General features: G+C 38.6%; 27 protein-coding genes. All 27 read right to left on the reverse strand.

Features of this window, described 5'->3' with window-relative positions; genetic code table 11:
- Window positions 1-157: 157 nt before the first annotated feature.
- The 27 genes from fabZ to gtcA all read right to left on the reverse strand — a co-directional run bounded on the left by fabZ (window position 158) and on the right by gtcA (window position 23,327).
- The gene (gene fabZ / locus HRK21_RS04295) at window positions 158-592 is read right to left on the reverse strand and encodes a 3-hydroxyacyl-ACP dehydratase FabZ (protein WP_003739777.1); all 435 of its coding nucleotides are present in this window, start codon (window positions 590-592) and stop codon (window positions 158-160) included.
- A gap of 21 nt (window positions 593-613) precedes the next feature.
- On the reverse strand, window positions 614-1,609 hold the full coding sequence (mreB, locus tag HRK21_RS04300) for a rod shape-determining protein MreB (RefSeq protein WP_003729244.1): 996 nt from the start codon (window positions 1,607-1,609) through the stop codon (window positions 614-616).
- A gap of 162 nt (window positions 1,610-1,771) precedes the next feature.
- Window positions 1,772-3,064, reverse strand: a complete 1,293-nt coding sequence (gene murA, locus HRK21_RS04305; RefSeq protein WP_003739778.1) for a UDP-N-acetylglucosamine 1-carboxyvinyltransferase — start codon at window positions 3,062-3,064, stop codon at window positions 1,772-1,774.
- A gap of 181 nt (window positions 3,065-3,245) precedes the next feature.
- Window positions 3,246-3,482 (reverse strand): DUF1146 family protein, encoded by a 237-nt coding sequence (locus tag HRK21_RS04310; RefSeq protein WP_003739779.1) that lies wholly within the window; start codon window positions 3,480-3,482, stop codon window positions 3,246-3,248.
- A 123-nt stretch (window positions 3,483-3,605) separates the two neighbouring features.
- Window positions 3,606-4,010 (reverse strand): F0F1 ATP synthase subunit epsilon, encoded by a 405-nt coding sequence (locus HRK21_RS04315; RefSeq protein WP_003739780.1) that lies wholly within the window; start codon window positions 4,008-4,010, stop codon window positions 3,606-3,608.
- Between the two features lie 21 nt (window positions 4,011-4,031).
- Entirely contained in the window at window positions 4,032-5,453 is a 1,422-nt protein-coding gene (gene atpD, locus HRK21_RS04320; RefSeq protein WP_003723462.1) for a F0F1 ATP synthase subunit beta, read from the reverse strand.
- A 60-nt stretch (window positions 5,454-5,513) separates the two neighbouring features.
- The gene (locus HRK21_RS04325; RefSeq protein WP_003739781.1) at window positions 5,514-6,386 is read right to left on the reverse strand and encodes a F0F1 ATP synthase subunit gamma; all 873 of its coding nucleotides are present in this window, start codon (window positions 6,384-6,386) and stop codon (window positions 5,514-5,516) included.
- 37 nt (window positions 6,387-6,423) lie between these two features.
- Window positions 6,424-7,938, reverse strand: coding sequence for a F0F1 ATP synthase subunit alpha (gene atpA / locus HRK21_RS04330; protein WP_003739782.1), 1,515 nt, complete (start codon window positions 7,936-7,938; stop codon window positions 6,424-6,426).
- Between the two features lie 26 nt (window positions 7,939-7,964).
- Window positions 7,965-8,507 carry a F0F1 ATP synthase subunit delta gene (locus HRK21_RS04335; RefSeq protein WP_003739783.1) on the reverse strand — a complete coding sequence of 181 codons (543 nt, stop codon included), beginning with the start codon at window positions 8,505-8,507 and terminating at the stop codon, window positions 7,965-7,967.
- On the reverse strand, window positions 8,504-9,016 hold the full coding sequence (atpF, locus tag HRK21_RS04340; protein ID WP_003739784.1) for a F0F1 ATP synthase subunit B: 513 nt from the start codon (window positions 9,014-9,016) through the stop codon (window positions 8,504-8,506). Before atpF ends, HRK21_RS04335 begins: the two co-directional genes overlap by 4 nt.
- A gap of 87 nt (window positions 9,017-9,103) precedes the next feature.
- The gene (gene atpE / locus HRK21_RS04345) at window positions 9,104-9,322 is read right to left on the reverse strand and encodes a F0F1 ATP synthase subunit C (protein ID WP_003723467.1); all 219 of its coding nucleotides are present in this window, start codon (window positions 9,320-9,322) and stop codon (window positions 9,104-9,106) included.
- A 71-nt stretch (window positions 9,323-9,393) separates the two neighbouring features.
- Window positions 9,394-10,110 (reverse strand): F0F1 ATP synthase subunit A, encoded by a 717-nt coding sequence (atpB, locus tag HRK21_RS04350; RefSeq protein ID WP_031695309.1) that lies wholly within the window; start codon window positions 10,108-10,110, stop codon window positions 9,394-9,396.
- 6 nt (window positions 10,111-10,116) lie between these two features.
- Window positions 10,117-10,515, reverse strand: a complete 399-nt coding sequence (locus tag HRK21_RS04355; protein ID WP_069888447.1) for an ATP synthase subunit I — start codon at window positions 10,513-10,515, stop codon at window positions 10,117-10,119.
- Window positions 10,516-10,708: 193 nt separating this feature from the next.
- Window positions 10,709-10,879, reverse strand: coding sequence for a hypothetical protein (locus HRK21_RS04360; protein WP_077905693.1), 171 nt, complete (start codon window positions 10,877-10,879; stop codon window positions 10,709-10,711).
- A 465-nt stretch (window positions 10,880-11,344) separates the two neighbouring features.
- Window positions 11,345-12,484, reverse strand: a complete 1,140-nt coding sequence (wecB, locus tag HRK21_RS04365; RefSeq protein WP_069888369.1) for a non-hydrolyzing UDP-N-acetylglucosamine 2-epimerase — start codon at window positions 12,482-12,484, stop codon at window positions 11,345-11,347.
- A 117-nt stretch (window positions 12,485-12,601) separates the two neighbouring features.
- Window positions 12,602-13,231, reverse strand: coding sequence for a uracil phosphoribosyltransferase (gene upp / locus HRK21_RS04370; protein WP_003723470.1), 630 nt, complete (start codon window positions 13,229-13,231; stop codon window positions 12,602-12,604).
- Between the two features lie 136 nt (window positions 13,232-13,367).
- Window positions 13,368-14,609, reverse strand: coding sequence for a serine hydroxymethyltransferase (glyA, locus tag HRK21_RS04375; protein WP_003726682.1), 1,242 nt, complete (start codon window positions 14,607-14,609; stop codon window positions 13,368-13,370).
- Window positions 14,610-14,744: 135 nt separating this feature from the next.
- Window positions 14,745-15,152, reverse strand: a complete 408-nt coding sequence (locus HRK21_RS04380; protein ID WP_070006537.1) for a low molecular weight protein arginine phosphatase — start codon at window positions 15,150-15,152, stop codon at window positions 14,745-14,747.
- Window positions 15,149-16,186, reverse strand: coding sequence for an L-threonylcarbamoyladenylate synthase (locus HRK21_RS04385; RefSeq protein WP_069888367.1), 1,038 nt, complete (start codon window positions 16,184-16,186; stop codon window positions 15,149-15,151). The genes HRK21_RS04380 and HRK21_RS04385 overlap by 4 nt, the downstream gene beginning before the upstream one ends.
- Before the next feature lie 300 nt (window positions 16,187-16,486).
- Window positions 16,487-17,338 (reverse strand): peptide chain release factor N(5)-glutamine methyltransferase, encoded by an 852-nt coding sequence (gene prmC, locus HRK21_RS04390; RefSeq protein ID WP_070006538.1) that lies wholly within the window; start codon window positions 17,336-17,338, stop codon window positions 16,487-16,489.
- Window positions 17,325-18,401 carry a peptide chain release factor 1 gene (prfA, locus tag HRK21_RS04395; protein WP_003726351.1) on the reverse strand — a complete coding sequence of 359 codons (1,077 nt, stop codon included), beginning with the start codon at window positions 18,399-18,401 and terminating at the stop codon, window positions 17,325-17,327. Before prfA ends, prmC begins: the two co-directional genes overlap by 14 nt.
- Before the next feature lie 22 nt (window positions 18,402-18,423).
- On the reverse strand, window positions 18,424-18,999 hold the full coding sequence (locus tag HRK21_RS04400) for a thymidine kinase (RefSeq protein ID WP_003739792.1): 576 nt from the start codon (window positions 18,997-18,999) through the stop codon (window positions 18,424-18,426).
- A 111-nt stretch (window positions 19,000-19,110) separates the two neighbouring features.
- Window positions 19,111-19,977 carry a homoserine kinase gene (gene thrB, locus HRK21_RS04405; protein WP_069888364.1) on the reverse strand — a complete coding sequence of 289 codons (867 nt, stop codon included), beginning with the start codon at window positions 19,975-19,977 and terminating at the stop codon, window positions 19,111-19,113.
- Window positions 19,977-21,032 (reverse strand): threonine synthase, encoded by a 1,056-nt coding sequence (thrC, locus tag HRK21_RS04410; protein ID WP_070006539.1) that lies wholly within the window; start codon window positions 21,030-21,032, stop codon window positions 19,977-19,979. Before thrC ends, thrB begins: the two co-directional genes overlap by 1 nt.
- 2 nt (window positions 21,033-21,034) lie before the next feature.
- A complete protein-coding gene (locus HRK21_RS04415) occupies window positions 21,035-22,321 on the reverse strand; it encodes a homoserine dehydrogenase (protein WP_070006540.1) in 1,287 nt (428 codons plus the stop codon).
- A gap of 221 nt (window positions 22,322-22,542) precedes the next feature.
- The gene (locus tag HRK21_RS04420) at window positions 22,543-22,788 is read right to left on the reverse strand and encodes a type B 50S ribosomal protein L31 (RefSeq protein WP_003726356.1); all 246 of its coding nucleotides are present in this window, start codon (window positions 22,786-22,788) and stop codon (window positions 22,543-22,545) included.
- Between the two features lie 101 nt (window positions 22,789-22,889).
- Window positions 22,890-23,327, reverse strand: a complete 438-nt coding sequence (gtcA, locus tag HRK21_RS04425; RefSeq protein ID WP_003729258.1) for a cell wall teichoic acid glycosylation protein GtcA — start codon at window positions 23,325-23,327, stop codon at window positions 22,890-22,892.
- Between the last annotated feature and the right edge of the window lie 2 nt (window positions 23,328-23,329).

The raw sequence follows: 23,329 nt of genomic DNA on the forward strand, positions 1-23,329 counted from the left end.
CAAAATGCTACTTTTAACTAAGAGAAAAATAGCAGTTTATGGGGGTAAATCATCTCAAAATACTATTTTATACCTTTGAAACTTTTTTAAACTAATGCTATTCTGAGAACATGAAAAAAAAGCACTAAAACCCATTTGGGCTTCAGTGCCAATCATTTTATCTAGGTAGGTCTGATAGAGCGAACATAATTTCAGCTTCACAAACCAAATCACCTTCTACTGTTGCTTTTACTTTTGCTTTTGCAATTGCGCCTCTCATACGAGTAATCTCAGCTTCAAGGAGTAATTGATCACCTGGAACAACTTGGCGTTTAAAACGACAACCATCAATCCCAGCAAATAAACCGATCTTGCCTTTATTAGCTTCATTTTGCATCATTGCAATTCCACTTGTTTGCGCTAAAGCTTCTACTATTAATACGCCTGGCATTACGGGATACTCAGGAAAGTGTCCATTAAAAAATTCTTCGTTTGCTGTAACGTTTTTAATAGCAGTAACTTTTTTACCTTCTTCAACAGAAATAACTCTATCTACTAACAAAAATGGATAACGATGAGGCAAAATTTCTTTGATTTTCTTAATATCTAACATGTACATCCCCCAAATTCAAATTTAGAATCTATTACGTTTTTTATTTGTAAGTGAGTCAAGTAAAATGCCAGTACCAAGTGCTACTACATCTAAAGGATTCTCTGTAATTAAAACTGGAACTTTCAACTGTTCAGACATTAACTCATCTAAACCATGTAACAAAGAGCCGCCGCCTGTCATGATAATTCCTCTATCAATAATATCTGCTGAAAGCTCTGGAGGCGTTTGTTCCAATACTTGTTTAGCAGCTAGTACCATTAGGTGTAATGAATCGTGAATCGCTTCTTCTACTTCAGAACTTGTAATAGAAATTGTTTTTGGCAAGCCGCTCACTAAATCTCTACCACGAATTTCCATTTTTTCTTCTTTAGCGCCTTGATTTGCAGTACCGATTGTTACTTTAATGTTTTCAGCTGTTCTTTCACCAATAAGTACATTATATTTACGTTTAACATAATTTAAGATATCTGTGTCCCATTTGTTACCAGCGACTTTCACTGATTGGCTAGTTACGATATCACCCATGGAAAGTACAGCAACATCTGCAGTACCACCACCAATATCAATAATCATGTTACCAGAAGGCTCAAAAATATCCATTCCAGCACCAATTGCCGCAACTTTAGGTTCTTCTTCTAAGAATACTTGTTTTCCACCACTTTTTTCAGCAACTTCGCGAATTGCTTTTTGTTCGACAGAAGTAATATTTGTTGGACAACAAATTAAAATACGTGGCCGTGAAAAAAAGGTTTTTAAATTTAACTTTTGGATGAAGAAACGCAGCATTTCTTGAACAATATCAAAATCAGCGATAACCCCATCTTTCATAGGTTTGATTGCTGTAATGTCTCCTGGAGTTCTACCAACCATATCTCTCGCTTCTGCTCCAACAGCTAAAACTTGTCCCGTCTTATTGTTAATAGCGACAACTGCCGGTTCATTAACGACGATTCCTCTTCCTTTAACATGAATTAATACATTGGCTGTACCTAAATCGATACCAACATCTTTTGCCATTTACATTTTAACTCCTTTCGTGGTGTACACCTAATTTTACATCTCATTCTGAATTATAGCATAATTTATGAGAGGCTGAAATGTATATTTTATGACAACGTAGATTTTTTTACGTCAAATAAAAAAACCGCATCAGAAAGATACGGTTTTTAACATTTAAAATTAGAATAATGATGCTAAATTTGTTACATCAATTTTGGAATCATCTACACGTTCTACATCCGCACCAAGCGATTGTAGTTTTCCGTGGAAATTATTGTATCCACGATCAAGATATTTTAATTCCGTTACTTGTGTATAACCATCTGCAACCAAACCAGCAAGAATAAGCGCTGCTGCTGCACGTAAATCTGTTGCTGCAACTTCTGCTCCTTGTAGTTTAGCAGGACCAGAAATAATAACAGAATGTCCTTCAATTTTCATGTCAGCATTCATTCTGCGCATTTCTTCTACGTGCATAAAACGATTTTCAAAAACAGTTTCTGTCATAATGCTTGTACCTTCACTCAGCATTTGAATAACCATCATTTGTGATTGCATATCCGTTGGGAATCCTGGGTGTGGCATTGTTTTAACATCTACAGCTTTTAATTTATCAGGGCCAATTACACGAATTCCGTTCTCTTCTTCGATAATTTGAACGCCCATTTCTTCAAGCTTAGCAATTAACGAACTAATATGTTCAGGCACTGCGTCTTCAATTAAGACATTTCCTCCAGTAATCGCAGCAGCAATCATAAATGTTCCTGCCTCAATACGGTCTGGAATAATAGAATGTTCAGTAGCAGTTAGTTCCTTAACGCCTTCAATACGAATTACTTCTGTTCCCGCACCAATAACTCGCGCACCCATTTGGTTAAGGAAGTTTGCTAAGTCAACAATTTCAGGTTCGCGCGCAACGTTTTCAATGACTGTTGTACCTTCTGCAAGAGTCGCAGCCATCATAATATTTTGTGTCGCACCAACACTTGGGAAATCTAAGTATACTTTAGCACCAACTAATTTTTCGGCAGTTGCTTCAATATAACCATTTTCTATTTTCACTACTGCGCCCATTGCTTCAAAACCTTTTAAATGCAAATCAACGGGTCTAGAACCAATTGCACATCCCCCAGGCAAAGCAACACGTGCTGAACCAGTGCGAGCTAAAAGTGGTCCCATTACAACAATAGAAGCACGCATTTTACGAACGTACTCAAAAGGTGCATCAGAAGTGATTTCTCCTGTTGCGTCAACTGTTACTTCATCATTTACAAAAGAAACATCTGCATTTAGATATTTAAGAACCTCATTAATTGTGAATACATCAGACAAATTTGGGACATTTTTTAATACGCTAGTACCTTTACTCGCAAGTAATGTAGCAGCTATTACCGGTAATACAGCATTTTTGGCACCTTCCATTTTCACAGAACCATTTAACTGTTTTCCACCGCGTACAATAATTTTTTCCAAAAAGAACCCCTCCGCGTTACTAATAACTAAATCATTTATCGAATTTTATTAATCAAAATTTAAATTTAAAACATATCTAAGTAATTCTACCACTTATCACCCTAAAATATCAACTGATTTTAACGTAATATTAAAGTTGTTATAAGCTTCTATTAATTTTCTCCTACTATAATACATTTTTTTAACCAAAAAAGTTAATCAACTGTTTGGAAGCTGCTAAATAATCTAAGAAGAAATTGCTTAATGTATAACCTAATACGATCGAAATAATCACAAATAACAGTCTAGCTTGTGTTACATGATTCTTTTTGATGAATTTCTCATAATTAATAGCTTGCAATGCCCAAAAAGAAATCACTATAAATAGTAAATGGGAAATGATGATGACATATGGTGATTCCATAATAATATTATACATGTATTCGCTCCTCATATTTCGCTACAACTCATTTTAACAAATACTGCTTGGAAAAAACAGTTAATACACTTATGAGTATATAAAAAAACCTCCTGGCACTGAGGCCAGGAAGTAATATGATTATTAATTGTGTTCTTTTGCATGAATTCTGTTGATGGCTCTTTGTAGTGCCAATTGAGCCATTACTTCGTCCACTTTTTGTTCTTTTGCTCGGCTAAGTTCTTCTTCTGCGCGTTGTTTTGCTTTTTCGGCGCGATCAATATCAATATCTTGTTCACGCTCAGCAGTATCCGCGAGAATATTAACTTCTTCACCGTTTACTTCCATAAAGCCACCGCCTACAGCGACCCATTCCTCACCAGACTCTACTTTTAAACGAACGATGTCGATTTTAAGTGGAGCAACTAGCGGAACATGGCCAGGTAAAATACCGAGTTCACCTGCTTTTGTTCTAGCAATAACCATTTGAGCAACGCCTTCATAAACAGGGCCGTCTGGAGTAACAATACTAACATTTAATGAACCCATACGTATTTCCTCCTGTTTTTATCAGACTTCAACGCCCATGTCTTTTGCTTTTTCAAGAACATCCTCAATGCGTCCAACTGAGCGGAATGCATCTTCAGGAATATGGTCGTATTTTCCGGCTAATAAGTCTTTGAATCCTTTAACTGTTTCTTTAACAGGAACATAAGAACCTTTTTGGCCTGTAAATTGTTCTGCAACGTGGAAATTTTGTGATAAGAAGAATTGTACACGACGCGCACGGGAAACGGATTGTTTATCTTCGTCAGATAACTCATCCATACCTAAGATTGCGATGATATCTTGTAATTCTTTATATCTTTGTAATAAACGTTGTACTTCCGTCGCTACTGCATAGTGTTCTTCTCCAACGATATCAGGAGAAAGCGCACGTGATGTAGAAGCAAGTGGATCTACCGCTGGATAAATACCTTGTTCCGTTAATTTACGTTCCAAGTTAGTTGTTGCATCTAGATGGGCGAAAGTTGTAGCCGGAGCCGGGTCAGTATAGTCATCGGCTGGTACATAAATCGCTTGGATAGAAGTAACAGATCCAACGTTAGTAGATGTAATACGTTCTTGTAATTGACCCATTTCAGTAGCTAGGGTTGGTTGGTAACCTACCGCAGATGGCATACGACCTAATAAAGCCGAAACCTCTGAACCAGCTTGTGTGAAACGGAAAATGTTATCAATGAATAAAAGTACGTCTTGATGTTCTTCATCACGGAAATATTCAGCAATTGTTAGACCAGTTAAGGCAACACGCATACGCGCACCTGGTGGCTCGTTCATTTGACCGAATACCATCGCTGTTTTTTCAATAACGCCTGAATCTTTCATTTCAAAGTAAAGGTCGTTACCTTCACGAGTACGTTCTCCAACGCCCGCGAACACAGAAATACCACCATGTTCTTGTGCGATATTATGGATAAGCTCTTGAATTAGAACGGTTTTACCAACACCGGCACCACCGAACAATCCGATTTTACCACCTTTTAGGTATGGCGCTAACAAGTCAACTACTTTAATTCCTGTTTCAAGAATTTCCGTTGTTGTTGCTAATTGATCAAAAGTTGGAGCTTCACGGTGAATTTTATTGCGTTTAATATCGCTTGGAAGTGGTTCGTCCAAATCGATGGTGTTTCCTAATACATTAAATACACGACCAAGAGTTACTGTACCTACAGGAACTGTAATTGGGCTCCCAGTATCAATAACCTCCATACCTCTTTGAACACCATCTGTTGATGCCATTGCGATTGTACGTACAACATCATCACCTAATTGGATGGCTACTTCTAAAGTAAGTTGGCTAGTTGGTGCTTCTTCTGCATCAGATTTATATTCAATAACTAGGGCATTGTAGATTTCAGGTAAGTTTCCACCTTCAAATTTAACGTCTACAACTGGACCCATAACTTGGATTACTTGTCCTTTAGACATGCAATTATTCCTCCTCACTTACCTTCCCCTTTATAGGGACGTTACAAGAAACGCCGACTTCTATTCGAGCGCGGCTGCTCCTCCGACGATTTCGGTAATTTCTTGCGTGATCGCAGCTTGGCGAGCACGGTTATATTGTAGTGATAAGTCACTGATTAAATCGGATGCATTGTCTGTCGCGCTTCTCATGGCAGTCATACGAGCAGCATGTTCAGCGGCTTTGGCATCCAGAAGTGCTCCGAAAATTAGGCTTTCCACATATTGCGGCAATAATACTTCCAGGATTTCTTGTTCGGAAGGTTCGAATTCGTATGTAGTTAAATCTACATCTGTTTCGTTACCTTTTTCGTGAAATTCTGTCAGTGGCAATAATTGCTCTTTTCTCAGTTCACTAGAAATAGAATTAATATGGTGATTATAATAAATGAAAACCTCGTCATAAACACCATCTTCAAACATTTGAACTGTGTTACTAGCAATATCTTTAATTTCCGCAAATACTGGGTGATCTGTAATGCCTTGTACTTCTAAAACCACGTTCATTTGGCGTGCTTTGAAGAAGTCACGAGCAGATCTACCTACAGTGATTATTGCATATTCATCACTTGACGTATGCTTTTTATTAATTTCTTGAAATACTTCTTTGATTACGGAACTGTTATAAGAACCAGCAAGTCCAGTATCAGAAGTAAGTACGATATAACCAGTACGATGAACAGGTCTAGATACAAGCATTGGATGGTCGCTACTATTACCAGTGCTAGCAACATGTGTTACTACGTCTTTGATTTTAGAAACATACGGCCCGTATGAACGAGCGTTTGATTCTGCACGACCTAGTTTTGCTGCTGATACCATTTGCATTGCTTTTGTAATTTGACTTGTTTTACGTGTAGAGGTTATTCGTTGTTTAATATCAATTAAAGATGCCAAAGATTTTCACCACCTTTGAGTTTATTCCGAGTCTAAATTATTTTTCTTCAGAAGGAACAAATGTATTTTTAAATTCTTTTAATGCTGCTTCAAGTTTCGCTTCGTCAGGAAGTTTTTTCGTTGTGCGAATTTCTTCCAAAAGCTCTGGATGATTATGATCAAACCATGTATTCATTTCGGACTCAAAACGCAGTACATCATGAACTGGTACATCATCCAGATATTTATGAACAAGTGCATAAAGAATCAATACTTGTTTTTCAACTTTCAAAGGTTTGTGCAAATCTTGTTTTAGAACTTCTACTGTACGTTTACCACGTTCTAGTTTCGCACGAGTAGCGGCGTCTAGGTCAGAACCGAATTGTGAGAAGGATTCTAGCTCACGGTAAGCGGCAAGGTCTAGACGAAGTGTTCCGGCAACAGTTTTCATTGCTTTAATTTGCGCTGATCCACCTACACGGGATACAGAAAGTCCGGCGTTGATCGCTGGACGTACTCCGGAGAAGAATAAATCAGATTGCAAGAAGATTTGTCCATCAGTAATTGAGATAACGTTTGTAGGAATATAAGCGGAAATGTCTCCGGCTTGTGTTTCTACGAATGGAAGAGCCGTAATGGATCCGCCACCTAAGCTATCATTTAATTTTGCAGCACGTTCAAGCAAACGGGAGTGCAAGTAGAAAACATCCCCTGGATATGCTTCACGACCTGGAGGACGACGAAGTAATAGAGACAGCTCACGATAAGCAGCTGCTTGTTTGGATAAGTCATCATATACAACTAAAACGTGCTTACCGCTGTACATGAATTCTTCAGCCATAGCAACACCAGCATAAGGTGCCAAATAAAGAAGTGGCGCTGGTTGAGATGCTGCTGCAGTTACGACGATTGTGTAATCTAATGCGCCATGATGACGTAATGTTTCTACGGCATTACGTACTGTAGATTCTTTTTGACCGATAGCAACATAAATACAAATCATGTCTTGATCAGCTTGGTTTAGAATAGTATCAATTGCTACAGATGTTTTACCAGTTTGGCGGTCACCAATGATTAACTCACGTTGACCACGACCAATAGGAACAAGTGCATCAATCGCTTTAATACCTGTTTGTAATGGTTCATTTACCGATTGACGTTGCATAACACCAGGTGCTACTGCTTCAATCGGACGAGTTCCAGTTGTTTCAATTGGGCCTAAACCATCAACTGGTTGACCTAATGAGTTAACTACACGTCCAATAAGCGCTTCGCCAACAGGAACTTCCATGATTTTACCGGTACGACGAACTTCATCGCCTTCACGGATTTCAGTGTAAGGACCTAGAATAATGATACCAACATCATTTGTTTCTAAGTTTTGGGCCATACCCATTACACCATTTGAGAACTCTAACAATTCACCAGCCATTGCATTATCGAGTCCATGAGCACGCGCAATACCGTCACCAATGTAGGTAACCGTACCAACATCACTCACTTTTAGTTCAGATTGATAATTTTCAATCTGCTGTTTTATGATTGAGCTGATCTCTTCAGCCTTAATGCTCATTGATTTCACCCCTCGTTAAACGGAAACTAGGCTTTTTTAATTTGCCGTTCCATGTCCTTTAATTTCGTTTTTAGACTGTCATCATATATACGGGTTCCAATAACCACTTTGACTCCACCAAGAAGGGATTTATCAATGTGATTTTGAATGTTTAATTTTGTTTTGTTCATTTTCGCAGCAAATACTCTCGAGAGCGCCGTAAGTTCTTGTTCGGAAAGTGGAACAACAGAATAAACATCTGCATCCGCAACTCCATTCAAGTCGTTTACGCGTTTTTGGTAAACGTCCGCAATAACAGAAAGGTAATCTTCTCTGCTACGGTCGATTAAAAGATAAATAAAATCTCTTAATGTCGGATTGATTTTTTCAAAAACAGCGCTGGCAAGATTTTTCTTTTGCTCGGTCGTGAAAGTAGGATTTTCAAGTAGTTTTACAAAATCTTTATTTGCATTTAATGCGGCTTTTAATTCAGTTAATTCTTCTGAAAAAATGTCGACTAAATCTTTATCTTGGGCTACTTGAAAAAGCGCATTGGCATAGCGACCTGCAACTTCCAAATCTTTACTCATTTGTCATCCCCTAGCCTTTCGATATAATCTTGGATAAGGTTAGATTGTTCTTTTTCATCCAGATTTTTTTCGATGACTTTCGATGCAATAAGAACAGATAAGGAACCGACTTGTTCGCGAAGAGCAGAAATAGCATCTTCTTTTTCACGTGCAATATCGGCTTTTGCTTCTTCTTTTATACGTTCTGATTCACGTCTAGCAGTTTTGACAATTTCTTCGCGTTCTTTTTCACCAAGCTGTTTTGCATTTTCAATCATTGTTTGAGATTCCACGCGAGCTTGTTGTAAAACACTTTTTTGTTCAGCAAGTAATTGTTCTGCTTGAGCACGACTTTCTTCTGCCGCGTCAATTTCAGAACCAATATGCTCTTCACGCTCTTTCATAACTCCCATAAGAGGTTTCCAAGCATAAATTCGGATTAAAACTAGCAAAATTGCGAAAGCAAAAAGTGTGAAGAATGCATCACCAAACGTAAATGCGGAACCAATTACTAAATGTGGTTGTAACACGCCAGTTTCACTCCTTTCTATACATTCGCTTGAATTATTCGTTCAAAACGAAAGAGATGAGGTTTTATTCCCTCAAGTTCCTTCAAATTATTTATTAAGAACCATGAACGCAATAACTACAGCGATGATAGGAAGGGCCTCAACAAGACCGATACCAATGAACATGATTGTTTGTAGCATAGAACGCGCTTCTGGTTGACGCGCAACACCCTCGACAGTTTTTGATACGATAAGACCATTACCAATACCCGCACCTAATGCACCTAATCCAACAGCAATAGCAGCTGCAATAACACCTAAAGACATATAATTATCCTCCTAATTTTTCTTAAAATTATTTTTTATTACTTTTATAAATGACTTAATTGAAAGTTAGTTTAATGTTCGTCACTGACCTTATGCGACATGTAAACCATTGTCAACATAGTGAAAATGTACGCTTGAATTGCCCCAATGAAAATTGAGAATCCTTGCCATAATATCGCAGGAATTATCGCTAGCACACCTACAAATATATTCATATGAGCAAGTTGTGTCGCAATAATGGTTAACAAAACTTCACCGGCAAAAATATTACCGTAAAGACGTAAACCAAGCGTTAAAGTATTAGCAAACTCTTCTACTAATTTAAGTGGGAATAAAAATTTCATTGGACTAAAGTAAGTACCAACAAAGTAGTGCTTAAAACCACGCATTTTAATACCATAGTAATGCGTCAAGCCAAGAACCATTATCGCAAGTGTTAATGTGACAATTGGATCCGCTGTAGGTGAACGCCACCACACTTCATCGTTAATCGCGATTTGAAATGGTAGCCCTAGCATATTAGCTACGAAGATAAACATTAGTAGCGTAATACCAAGTACGTGGAATCTACCACCGGTTTTCCAGTCCATATTACTATTAATAATACCTCTGACAAAATCCATAATCCATTCAATGAAGTTCTGCTTTCCGGTAGGACGGCGTTGCAGATTTCTGGTACAGATAATGGCTATTAGAAGAACGATGACACAGGTCACAGTAATCATCAAAATATTAGATAGATTAAAGTCGATCCCTAATAGGCTTATCGTTGGAAATTCCTCTTCCAATTAGGTTCACCCCTCTCTTTTTAAAAACTTTTTTCTGCGGTACATGGAATACGCAAAAAAATCTAGAAAAATAATTGCATATGCAAGCCCAAGTCCGATTACCATGCTATAAACATGAAAATATTCCGGCAGTTGCGTCGCTATAATAGTAGCAAATAACACGCTTCCCATCCTAAATGGCATTCCCATACCATAAAAAGAACGATTTTCAGCCAAAGCCCTAGTCATTGCTTGTGTTCGTCTCATTAACAACCAGTAGTTGAACCAGCCGACGATTAAACCCAACTTAAGTCCCAAGAAAATATGTATATACGGGGTTAAAAACCATCCACAAAGACAAATAGCAATAAAAAGAACCATATACTTTTGATGACGATGATACATGCCAATTAGCGATTCTAACATTCGGGGCGCAATCCTTTCTTTTTCAAAAGATTTTTCTTTCCAGATGACCATTTTGAAATCTCAGGGAGTAAATTCAGTTTGTGAAAACAAGCACATTTCTCCCAATTCATCCCAATCCCAAACACACATGAAAGCCTTATCAGCGTGTCAGTTCTTAGCATACAACAGCCAAAAGAGAAAAGTCAATACACTTTCACAAATTGTGTGTACATCTACTACTAATAGTACCACAATCGGGCCCATCCATAAAAGAATAGCCTATTATTTCTGAGATTTTTTTGATTTCAAAATCTATCTGTTTCCTAGATTGCCACGCCAGAATTATTTTTGTCCATTTAACAGCAACCAACACCTCCGTAATCATTGGAAAACTCGTCTTCCGTTCGTGTGATATTTCACAAAAAAGGTGACGAAAACTCTCTTTCGCACAAATAAAAAAACTTCTACCACTATTGGTAAAAGAATTCGATACGATTATTCGCAAATTTTGCGACCGAAAGTTCTTTTCCCAAGAAAAAGAACGGAAAAAACAGCCGGACTCACTTATCATGAGTTGCATTTTGGTATAGAGTGCCCGTATAAATTCCAATTCAGTCAACGCAAACCTAGCGTCGGCGGGATTGTAGTGAATACTGAGCGCAGTCTTCTATCCCTATGCTAAAAACAAGCTATTTTTTGGGCTCTTATATTAATAACATTGACCATCTTATCACATGTAACATAAAAGAACTAGTGAAAATCGAGCGTGTAACACATCTGTAACAATAAGGCGCTTTCATTATAAAAAAAGAAGAAAACTAGACTCTAACGCCTAGTTTCCCGCTATGTTTTACACGACAAAATCTTCTGGTCGACCCGTTTTTTCAAACTGACTTTTGATTGCTGCTAAAATTCTGTTCGAAGCGAAACCATCACCATATGGATTAGCAGCTTGCGCCATTTTATCGTGGCTTTCTTTATTATCAAGTAAATCTAACGCTTCTTTTATCAAATTTTCTTTATTCGTTCCAATTAGTTTCAACGTCCCTGCTTCGATTCCTTCTGGGCGCTCCGTCGTATCACGTAAAACTAAAACTGGCACGCCCATGCCTGGTGCTTCTTCTTGAACGCCACCTGAATCAGTAAATACAAGATAAGATTTACGCAAGAAATTATGAAAATCAATCGCATCTAACGGTTCGATTAAATGAATTCGTTCGTGTCCACCTAAAATGCTCATTGCTTTTTCCCTAACAGCTGGATTCAAATGCATCGGGTACACAAGTTCAACGTCCTCACGACTTTCCACGATTTCTCGAACCGCTTCAAACATCCCTTGCATCGGTTCGCCTAAATTTTCTCTGCGGTGAGCCGTCATAAGTATTAAACGATGGTCGCCAAGATTTTCCAGAATTGGATGGTGGTAATCTTTTTGCACAGTCGTCTTAAGAGCATCAATTGCTGTATTCCCAGTCACAAAAATAGTAGCCGGATCTTTTCCTTCCGCAAGCAAATTTTCTTTCGCTTGTTTGGTCGGGGAAAAGTGCATATCCGCCATAACACCTGTCAACTGACGATTCATCTCTTCTGGAAATGGCGAATATTTATTCCACGTTCTAAGTCCAGCTTCGACATGTCCGAGCATTTTTTGTTGATAAAAGGTAGCGAGTCCTGCCGCAAAACTAGTCGTTGTATCCCCATGAACTAAAACGATATCAGGATTTTCGGCAGCAATAACTTCATTAATCCCATTCATTACACGTGAAGTTATATCGGCTAAGGTTTGGCCTTTTTTCATAATATCTAAGTCAATATCTGGTTTAATATCAAAAATCTCTAAGACTTGATCAAGCATTTCACGGTGTTGAGCTGTAATCACTACTGTCGACTCAAATGTTTCTGGTTCTTTTTCTAGTGCTAAAACGAGCGGTGCCATTTTTATTGCCTCTGGTCTTGTCCCAAAGATACTCATTACTTTGATTTTAGCCAATTTCGAGCCTCCTTATAAAAAAACTCCTCAGAAATAGTTCGACAAAAAATTTCCCAGCCTGTTAAAAAGCAGTACTGTTTATCATTCCTTATCTCACTATACCGAGGAGATTATTAATTATTTAGTTCCGAATAATCTATCGCCAGCATCTCCTAAGCCTGGACGGATATAACCATTTTCGTCTAACTTCTCGTCTAAACCTGCTACATAGATTTCTACGTCTGGATGTGCGTCTTGAAGCGCTTTAACGCCTTCAGGAGCTGCTACTAGACACATGAATTTCATGTTGCGAGCGCCGCGTTTTTTCAAGCAATCGATAGCCATAATTGCAGATCCGCCAGTTGCAAGCATTGGGTCTACAACGATGAAAAGACGTTCTTCCACGTCAGAAGGTAGTTTTACAAAATATTCTACTGGCTCTAGTGTATCATGGTCGCGATAAAGACCTACATGTCCTACTTTTGCTGCAGGAATAAGTTTTAAAATACCATCTTGCATACCAAGACCAGCTCTTAAAATAGGAACAATCCCTAATTTTTTACCAGTAAGTGTTTTAGCAGTTGTTGTTTGTAGTGGTGTTTCTACTTGAATGTCTTCGAGTTCCATATCACGTGTAATTTCGTACGCCATTAATGTAGCGACTTCATCTACAAGTTCGCGGAATGCTTTTGTTCCCGTATTTTTATCTCGAATGATTGTTAATTTGTGTTGTACTAGTGGGTGATTAATTACGTGTACATTTGCCATCGATTAGTTCGCTCCTTTGATATTGAAAATTTCCTTCTCTTATTGTATCAGAACAAGACACAAGTGCAAGGATTAATTTGCTATACATGAAAAAAACCGGTTTTCTCTATTTATAGAAAAAACCGGATCACTTATTTTATAAACTTGGATAAAGCGGATATTCATTTGTTAAAGTAGCCACGCGTGCTTTTACATCTGCGAGAACTTCTTCATTTTCTAAGTTATGCAGTACTTCCGAAATAAGTACGCCAACTTTTTCAATCGCAACTTCATCAAATCCACGAGTAGTTACTGCCGCAACACCTACACGGATACCACTTGTGACAAATGGGCTTTCTGTTTCGAATGGAATGGTATTTTTATTCACGGTAATACCAACTTCATCCAATACTTTCTCCGCTGCTTTCCCTGTTAAGCCTAGTGGTTTTAGATCAATTAAGAGTAAATGGTTATCCGAGCCACCTGTTAAAACAGCAACATCATTCGCTTGAAGTGTTTCTGCTAATTTTTTAGAGTTACGAATAATTTGTTCACAGTACGCCGTGAATTCAGGTTGTAACGCTTCACCAAACGCTACGGCTTTCGCTGCGATTACGTGCATTAACGGTCCACCTTGGATTCCTGGGAAAATCGATTTATTTAATTTTTGTTCCCATTCCGCTTTGGCTAAAATCATTCCACCGCGAGGTCCACGAAGGGTTTTATGAGTAGTTGTCGTTGTAAAATCAGCATAAGGAACTGGATTTTGATGCAAGCCAGCAGCAACAAGGCCAGCAATATGCGCCATGTCTACCATTAAGTATGCGCCAACTTCATCAGCAATTTCGCGGAATTTAGCAAAATCAATTTTACGTGGATACGCACTTGCGCCTGCCACAATCATTTTTGGTTTATGTTTTAAAGCTGCTTCACGAACAATATCGTAATCAATTTCTTTTGTATCTTCACGAACGCCATATTCAACAAAATTGTATAAAACACCGCTGAAATTAACTGGGCTACCATGTGTTAAATGACCACCATGTGAAAGGTTCATGCCAAGAACAGTATCGCCTGGTTCAAGCACTGTGTGATAAACTGCCATATTCGCTTGAGCACCTGAGTGTGGTTGAACGTTCGCATATTCAGCGCCAAATAATTTTTTCGCGCGATCGCGTGCTAAATCTTCCACAATATCCACGAATTCACATCCGCCGTAATAGCGTTTCCCTGGGTAACCTTCTGCATATTTATTCGTTAATACAGAACCCATTGCTTCCATTACTTGCTCACTAACAAAATTCTCAGATGCGATTAATTCGATATTCGCGCGTTGTCTACCAAGCTCTAACTTAATTGCATCAAAAACTTCCTTATCTTGCTTTTGTAAATAGACCATCTGTGGACCCCATCCTTTTCTGATAAATTTTTCAAGTGAACTGTTATGTATTATCTTTAATAATTACTTAAATCAGGTAGAAAAGCAAGCATTTTGGAATAAAAAAACGCAATTTCCGATAGTGAAGCGCTTCACTTATAAAAAACGTTCGGAAATTGCACTTTTTAGTTCATAATAGGTAATTTCGTATTGCTCAATCGATCCACCGTAAGGATCTGGAATATCTATATTATCTTCGGAAATTAGTTGAATCTTATCGCTCGTTTTCGGAAAAAGGCTTTTTAGTTCTACTTGATGATTTTGAGTCATTACATAGATTTGATCTGCCCAATCTATATCTGCTTGTGTAACTTTTTTAGTGTGGTGCGTGTGTGGTAAATTCATTTGCGCGAGAATTTGGCGTGAGTTTTCAGAAATAGCATCCCCGTCCAAAGCATGTGTTCCAGCTGAACGAACTTCTAAATCTGGGCGCAAATCCTGCAAAATTTTTTCAGCTAAAGGACTTCGACATGTATTTCCTGTACAAACAAATAAGACATTCATTCAGTAATCCTCCTATTGCCAGCAGCTTTTTCTAATCGGTTCATAATGGCGGCTCCAAGCTCTGTTTCTGGATACACTTCTGCAAAAATAATATCTACATCTGCGTGGTCAAAAGCTCGTAAACCTTTGTAAAGGCTTGTAGCAATTTCATCTAATGCTTTGACACTGCCCGTTGTTTCGATGGTACCGCTCGTGTTTAGTTGACTTATTAGTTCCTTCGTCGCCAAAATACCCAGTTTTTTATTCGCAGCTTCAGCTTTATTTATTTCCCTTTGCCAAAATTGGGTAGATCCTTCTATTAGATAAACTGGTGCTTTCGGGGCATAGTGCGTGTATTTCATGCCAGGTGCTTTTGGTTTTTCCGTTTCTTTCGTATTATTTGTCGATATATCCACAGGGCCAATTACTTGCTCGATCTGTTCTTTTGTAACGCCGCCTGGGCGCAGAATAATCGGAATTTCTAAGGAACAATCAATAACGGTAGACTCTAAACCAACCCCAGTTGCGCCACCGTCGATAATTCCAGCAATTTTCCCATCTAAATCTTCTATAACATGGTCAGCTGTTGTTGGGCTTGGTTTTCCAGAACGATTCGCACTCGGAGCCGCAACAGGAACATTCGCTGCGCTTATTAATGCTAGACTTACAGGATGTTCCGGCATGCGGACACCTACTGTGGATAAGCCGGCAGAAACGTTCGTAGCCAAACTATCTTTTTTCAAAGGAAGAATAATCGTAAGTGGACCCGGCCAAAATTTATCCATGAGTTGGATAGCTTTCGGTGGATAACTTGCCGCGAATGAATCCATTTGATTGCGGCGGGCGATGTGGACAATTAATGGGTTATCTGACGGGCGACCTTTTGCTTCATATATTTTTTGAATAGCGGCTTGGTTGGTTGCATCTGCTCCAAGACCATAAACTGTTTCGGTTGGAAAAGCCACGCATTCGCCATTTTGTAGTAGTTCTGCTGCTTCTTGATAGATAGCTTGATTTGATTGTTGGTTGGTTATTTTCCAATGAATAGTTTGCATGAATTCCAGTCCCCTTTACATAACTTCTATTATATTTTAACGTTTTCCGTCTTATTTTTACAGTATTGTTTTTTAAAACCTGTAAATCGCCATTTTCGAACAAAAGTTATCCCCAAACTGTGGATAATAACTTTGTCAATGGGGATAACTTATTGTGAAATGTGGATAATTCGTTAAGTTAAGTAAAAAAGCCATTTTCTTTATTAAGATTTGATTAAAAAATTTTTTTGCACAACATTTTATCCACAGTTTTGTGGATAACTTTAAAAAGAAAAAGACGCTTCTTTTACAGAAACGCCTTTATATCAATATGTTAGAGCATGTTACGTAACGATCTTTTGAATTGATATCTTTGTGGATAATAATAGTTGAATGTGGATAACTTTTTTCGAATAATTGTTTTACACGCTCGCCCTGTGTATAACCTATCTCCACCCCTACCCAAAAAGAGGAATTTAGGACATATTGTAAGTTATCCACAAATCGTTCATAAATAGCGAGTCCATCATTTTCAGCAAACAATGCTAATGAAGGTTCGTTTTTAAGCACATAATCCGACATTTCTGCTTTTTCTGCTTCAGAAATATAGGGAGGATTGGCGACAATCATATCGAATCGTTCTTCGTTTTGTTTAAATGCTTCAAGTAAATCTGTTTCCACAAAACGCACATCCGCATTTAATAGTAATGCATTCTTTTTGGCCACGGCAAGTGCTGGAGCCGAAATATCAGAAGCTGTCACCGAAATAGCAGGAAATGCTTTTTTGAGCGCAATCGCTATAATCCCGCTTCCAGTACAAACATCTAGCACGTTTTTAACTGGATGCTTTTTCAAAAAATCCTCCGCACAAGCGACTAACTCTTCTGTTTCAGGCCGCGGAATAAGGACGTCTTCTGTCACTAAAAAATCATAACCATAAAAAGGTGCTGTTTTTAAAATATACTGCACCGGCTCGCCAGCCAAGTATCTAGCAAAATCTTCCTCAAATTGCTTTTCATGATTCGGTTCAAGTTCACGATTTATTTCCGTCCAAAGCTCCGAACGCGAAAGTCCCATTCTGGTTTCTAGTAAAATTTCTGCTGCATTTTGGTCTAGCCCTTTTTCAAGAAGGATGGTCTCAGCATTTTTTAGCAACTGACTAATTTGCGTCATTTAAATGCTCCAATTTACTTGTTTGATCTTCTAGGATAAGCGCGTCAATGATTTCATCGAGTTTACCTTCCATAATTTGATCTAGCTTTTGAATAGTTAAGCCAATACGATGGTCGGTTACGCGATTTTGCGGGTAGTTGTAAGTCCGGATACGTTCAGAGCGGTCACCCGTTCCAACAGCGGATTTGCGGTTTGCATCATATTCTTCGCGAGCTTCACGTTCGAATTTATCATATACACGTGCGCGTAATACTTTCATCGCTTTGTCTTTATTTTTCAGCTGGGAACGTTCATCTTGCATCGATACGACAATCCCAGTTGGAATATGCGTTAAGCGTACAGCTGACATCGTCGTATTGACACTTTGTCCGCCGGCACCAGTAGACGCAAATGTATCCGTGCGGATATCTTTATCGTGCAGTTCAATTTCCACTTCTTCCGCTTCTGGCAAAATGGCTACTGTGGCTGTTGATGTATGGATTCGGCCGCCTGATTCTGTTTCTGGTACACGTTGAACACGGTGCGCCCCGTTCTCATATTTCATGCGAGAAAAGGCATCATTTCCGTTCATCATTGCAATAATTTCTTTGTAACCACCAATACCGGTCGGGTTCGCGTCCATGATTTCTACTTTCCAGCCACGTGATTCCGCATATTTACTGTACATACGGAATAAATCGCCGGCAAATAAAGCCGCTTCATCTCCACCAGCTGCTCCGCGAATTTCTAAAATAACGTTTTTGTCATCATTAGGGTCTTTTGGAACGAGTAATAGTTTTAGTCTTTCTTCTAAATCTGCCTTTTCTTTTTGAAGTTCCGCGAATTCTTCTTTGGCCATTTCGCGCATTTCATCGTCTAGTTTTTCTCCTAGGAGTTCTTTTGTTTCGTTAATTTGTTCGTTTACATTTTTGTATTCTCGGTAAGTTTCGACTGTCGCTGTAATGCCAGATTGTTCTTTAGAAAGGTCGCGTAATCGTTTGGGATCCGATACTACATCTGGATCACTTAATAACTCATTTAATTCATCGTAACGGTCTTCCACCGCCTGTAATCGATCATACATTATATTTCAACACCTCTTTTAATTATTTTATTGGTGGATTGGCATGACATTTGCGACACACAGGGTAATAGTGGTCATTTCCGCCAATCATAATTTGTTCGCCTGTATAAACTGGTTTACCTTTGTCATCCACGCGCAGAACCATCGTTGCTTTTTTTGCACAAAACCAGCAAATTGTTTTCATTTCTTCTAATTTATCTGCATATAGCAGCAAATATTTCGAGCCTTCAAAAAGCTCGTTTCGAAAATCATTTTTTAGTCCGTAAGCAATTACTGGGATATTTAATTCATCTACAATTTTCGCTAACTGAAATACATGTTCTTTTTCTAGAAATTGTGATTCATCTAAAAGAACACAATTTGGTTTTGGGTTAATATTCGCTACGATTTCAAAAATATCTGTGTCACTAAAAATAGGAGTTGCTTCTCGTTTCAGCCCAATTCGACTTGAAATGAAGCCAACTTGGTCTCTATCGTCAATACCCGAAGTAAAGATAGCCACTGTTTTATTTTGTTCTTCATAATTGTGTGCGACTTTTAGAATTTCAATGGTTTTCCCACTATTCATGGAACCATAACGGAAAAATAACTGTGCCATTAAGACCGCTCCCTTTAACTTTATAAACTCTTTTCCTATTTTATCATAGAGAGGCACAAATTGGGACATATAGTTAAAAAAAGCTACGCCGCATGTGGGCATAGCTTAATTTTAACGAAAAACTTCTGCGCCACTTCCTTCGACATCAAGAAGAAGGACGTCCGCATCGATTTCCAGTGTTTGTAAAGATGTTTGCAGTTTATTCGCGAGGTGTCGAGGAGCGAACACTAGGACAGTTGGGCCAGCGCCGCTCAAACAAGCAGCATAGGCTCCTTGGCTTTTGGCTACATCGCGAATTTGTGTTAAGTGTGGCACTAATTGACTGCGATATTTTTCATGCCATAAATCACGTTCCATCATTTCTCCCGCTAATGTCATATCATTGCGCAAAATCGCGGCAATCATTACATTGGCGATGCTACTGGCTTGGACAGCTTCTTTGAACGGAAGCGTATCAGGCAAAACACCACGGCTTTCCGAAGTAAGAAGTTCTGCCTTTGGAATAAAAGCAATTAAAGCACAATCAGGAAAAAGGTGGCGCACATAGAAATCTTCTCCATCTAATTTCGCTCCTACGACCCAGTTTCCAAGAACAGCTGGCGCGACATTATCTGGATGCCCTTCTATTTCAGCAGCTATCCGGACTTTTTCCTCTTTTGAAAGGTTAAGTTCAGCAAGTGTATTTGCTAATTCAATTCCCGCAACAACTGCCGCAGAACTACTGCCTAGTCCACGAGCGGGTGGAATATCACAAGTCATCACTAAATGATGCGGCGTTAAATTAGGCGCCAGGTTTAAGGCAGTTTCTATAATGACATTGGTTTCATCATGCGGAATCCCGCCGCCAATATTATGTTCGATATACCAAGAGTCTGCTTCCGCTCCAATATCAAGTGTTAAATATAACGTCAAAGCTAAACCACACGAATCAAAGCCAGGGCCAAGATTGGCTGTCGTTGCTGGTACACGAATACGCATTAAGCATTCACTCCTGAACGTAAATGTGTGCGCATTGCTTCGATATCATCCACATGAGAAATCGGAATTTCATGCACACTCATCGCAGTATCCGGATCTTTCAAGCCGTTTCCAGTAAAGACACAAACAACGGTTTCGCCTTTTTTAATTGTTCCATTTGCTACATGTTGGATTACACCAGCTAATGAAGCGGCAGAACCTGGCTCGATGAAGACACCATCCTGAGCTGCAATTTTTTTATACGCATTAACAATTTCATCATCTGTTACAGAATGGATATAGCCGCCAGATTCATCGCGAGCTGCTTCTGCAAGCCCCCAACTGGCTGGATTTCCGATACGAATAGCTGTTGCAATTGTTTCTGGATTATTAATCGGTTTACCTTGAACAATTGCCGCCGCACCTTCTGCTTCAAAACCATGCATCCGTGGAAGTCCAGAAGCCTTAGCCTCATCCCATTCTTTAAATCCTTTCCAGTATGCAGAAATATTTCCGGCATTCCCGACAGGAATGGCAAGGACATCTGGAGCAGAACCTAATTGCTCACAAATTTCGAATGCAGCTGTTTTTTGTCCTTCTAAACGATATGGATTTACGGAGTTTACAAGTGTTACTGCTTCTGTTTCAGCCAGTTCACGAACCGATTTTAATGCTTCATCAAAATTACCTTGAATCGAAATAATATCTGCTCCATACATAACTGCTTGCGCTAATTTCCCTAGAGCAACTTTGCCTTCTGGAATAACAATGTACGCTTTTAATCCTGCACGTGTTGCGTATGCCGCAGCCGCAGCAGAAGTATTCCCAGTAGATGCACAAATAACCGCTTCAGCACCTTCTTCTTTCGCTTTAGCAACAGCCATAACCATCCCACGATCTTTAAAAGAACCAGTTGGATTTAAGCCTTCATATTTTCCGTATAAAGTAACACCAAGTTCTTTGGACAAATTCGGTAATGGAATAAGCGGGGTATTTCCTTCCGCAAGTGAAATCATTGGCGTTTTATCAGTTACTGGTAGATATTCTTTATATTTTTCTAGTAAACCTTTATACATATTTAACCCTCCACAACGGAATATTTTGCGAGCATTTGCATTTCTGGCTCATCTTTGACTCTAGCGATTGCTTGTTCTAATTGCGCTTGACTAGTTGAGTGTGTCACAATAACAACGGTCGCGGTGAAATCATCATAAGGTTGTTGTAAAATTTTATCAAAACCAACGCCTGCTTCCGCGAAAATTTGCGTCAACTTAAGGAAGGTTCCTGTTTTATCGTCCATGGTTAGACGAAGATAGTATTTCGAGAAAACTTGTTCTTTTGGTGTATGTTTTGTTTCGTGTTGGTAACTGTTAAAAGCATTCCCATTCGTGCCAAGACGGCTGTTTTTAGCAACGGTAATTAAATCACTAACCACACTTGTCGCTGTTGGTAGTTCGCCTGCACCAGGTCCGTAAAACATCGTTTCTCCGACGGCTGCACCAGTAACAAATACAGCATTATTTTCATAGTTAACGCCTGCAAGCGGATGAGCCTTCGGTAATAAAACCGGGCCCACGTTGACATTAACTGTGCCGTTTGTTTCTTCCGCCGTACCTACTAGTTTAATTTTATAACCTAATTGGTAAGCTACATCGATATCTTCAGGAGAAATTCCGCGAATACCATTTGTTTCTACATTATCTAAATTCACATTCATACCAAATGCGAGTCTTGTCATAATAACCATTTTTCTTGCAGCATCGATTCCGTCCACATCATTCGTTGGATCAGATTCGGCAAAACCTAGAGCTTGTGCTTCTGCTAAAACATCTTCATATGACTTTTTCTCTGTTGTCATTTTTGTTAACATGAAATTGGTCGTCCCGTTGACGATACCCATTACTTTTTGAATTTTATCTGCTGCAAGGCTGTTTACGATTGTACGTAAAATTGGGATTCCCCCTGCAACACTTGCTTCGTAAAACAAATCACAGTTATTAGCTTGTGCAACTGCCACTAATTCGTCACCGTGTAGCGCAATCAAATCTTTATTCGCAGTTACTACATGCTTTCCAGCTTTCAAGGCCTGCAAAATGTATTCCCGCGCAGTTGTGATGCTGCCCATAACCTCGACAACAACAGCAATCTCTGGATCATCCAGTACATCAGACGGATTGGTGGTTAGTTCAAAACCTTTTGTTTCATAACGGCGATTTTTCTCTAAGTCACGAACTAGCACTTTCTTTACAGAAATATGATAGCCAGTTACTTGACTAATTTTTTCTTGATGCTCTTCTAAAATATGAATAACACCGCTACCTACCGTTCCAAATCCTAACACACCTACTTGTAACTTTGCTTCCACTTGAAAACCTCCTTATTATTGTTTAACAAAACAGAAAATTTAACTTTTTTAATACCTACTCATAAAAAAAGTAATTAGTGATATTATACGCAACTTCACAGGGAAAAGTAAACCCTTGAAAGGAAAGTTTTTATTTTTAGTAGTTCAGAGAAATAATTCCATAAAAAAACACACCCAACAAAAGCTGAGTGCGCAAATTATTTCGTTCGTTACATACAGTCTTATTTGAGACCGTATTTTTTGTTGAAGCGGTCCACACGGCCGTCTGCAGTCGCATGTTTTTGTTTACCAGTATAGAACGGGTGCGAATCAGAAGAGATTTCGACACGAAGTAATGGATACTCGTTGCCATCTTCCCATTTAATTGTTTCGCTTGAGCTCTTAGTAGAACCTGACAAAAATTTGAAATCAGTACTAGTATCAACAAATACCACTGGACGGTACTCAGGATGAATTCCAGTTTTCATTTCTTTTCAACTCCTTCGCCCTGAATCATCTGAAACAGAGTAATTAAGTGCTTTTACACACAGTATAAATATTATAACAATGTTGAAGCAAACAAGCAAGATTATTTTTGTACTTTAAAGATTATCCATTTACTAAACACGTAGTTCAGTACAAGCACAATAATATTTGTCCAGATTTTCGCCCATAATTCGTCTACAGATAAATAACTGATTAAAAGAATCATGACTAAAATATCTATTATATAGGTTAAACAACGAAAACCAAAGAAAGAACTCGCTTCACGGAGACGATCTTTCCAAGTTGGCGTATAACTGTCAAAAACAAATTTTTTATTTGAAAAGTAGGCGAAAAGTACAGATGCGATAAAAGCAATAGTATTTGCGATACGGTAATCCCAGTTCAAAACATATGTACATAGCCAAAATGTTACAATGTTAATGACTGTCGTAAATCCTCCCATAATGAGGTACATGAATATACTATGTACTTGATCTGTATACCACGGAATTTTATTTAATAATTGTCTTATTTTACTCATAA

Source organism: Listeria monocytogenes (genome assembly GCF_013282665.1).
Lineage (GTDB): Bacteria > Bacillota > Bacilli > Lactobacillales > Listeriaceae > Listeria > Listeria monocytogenes_C.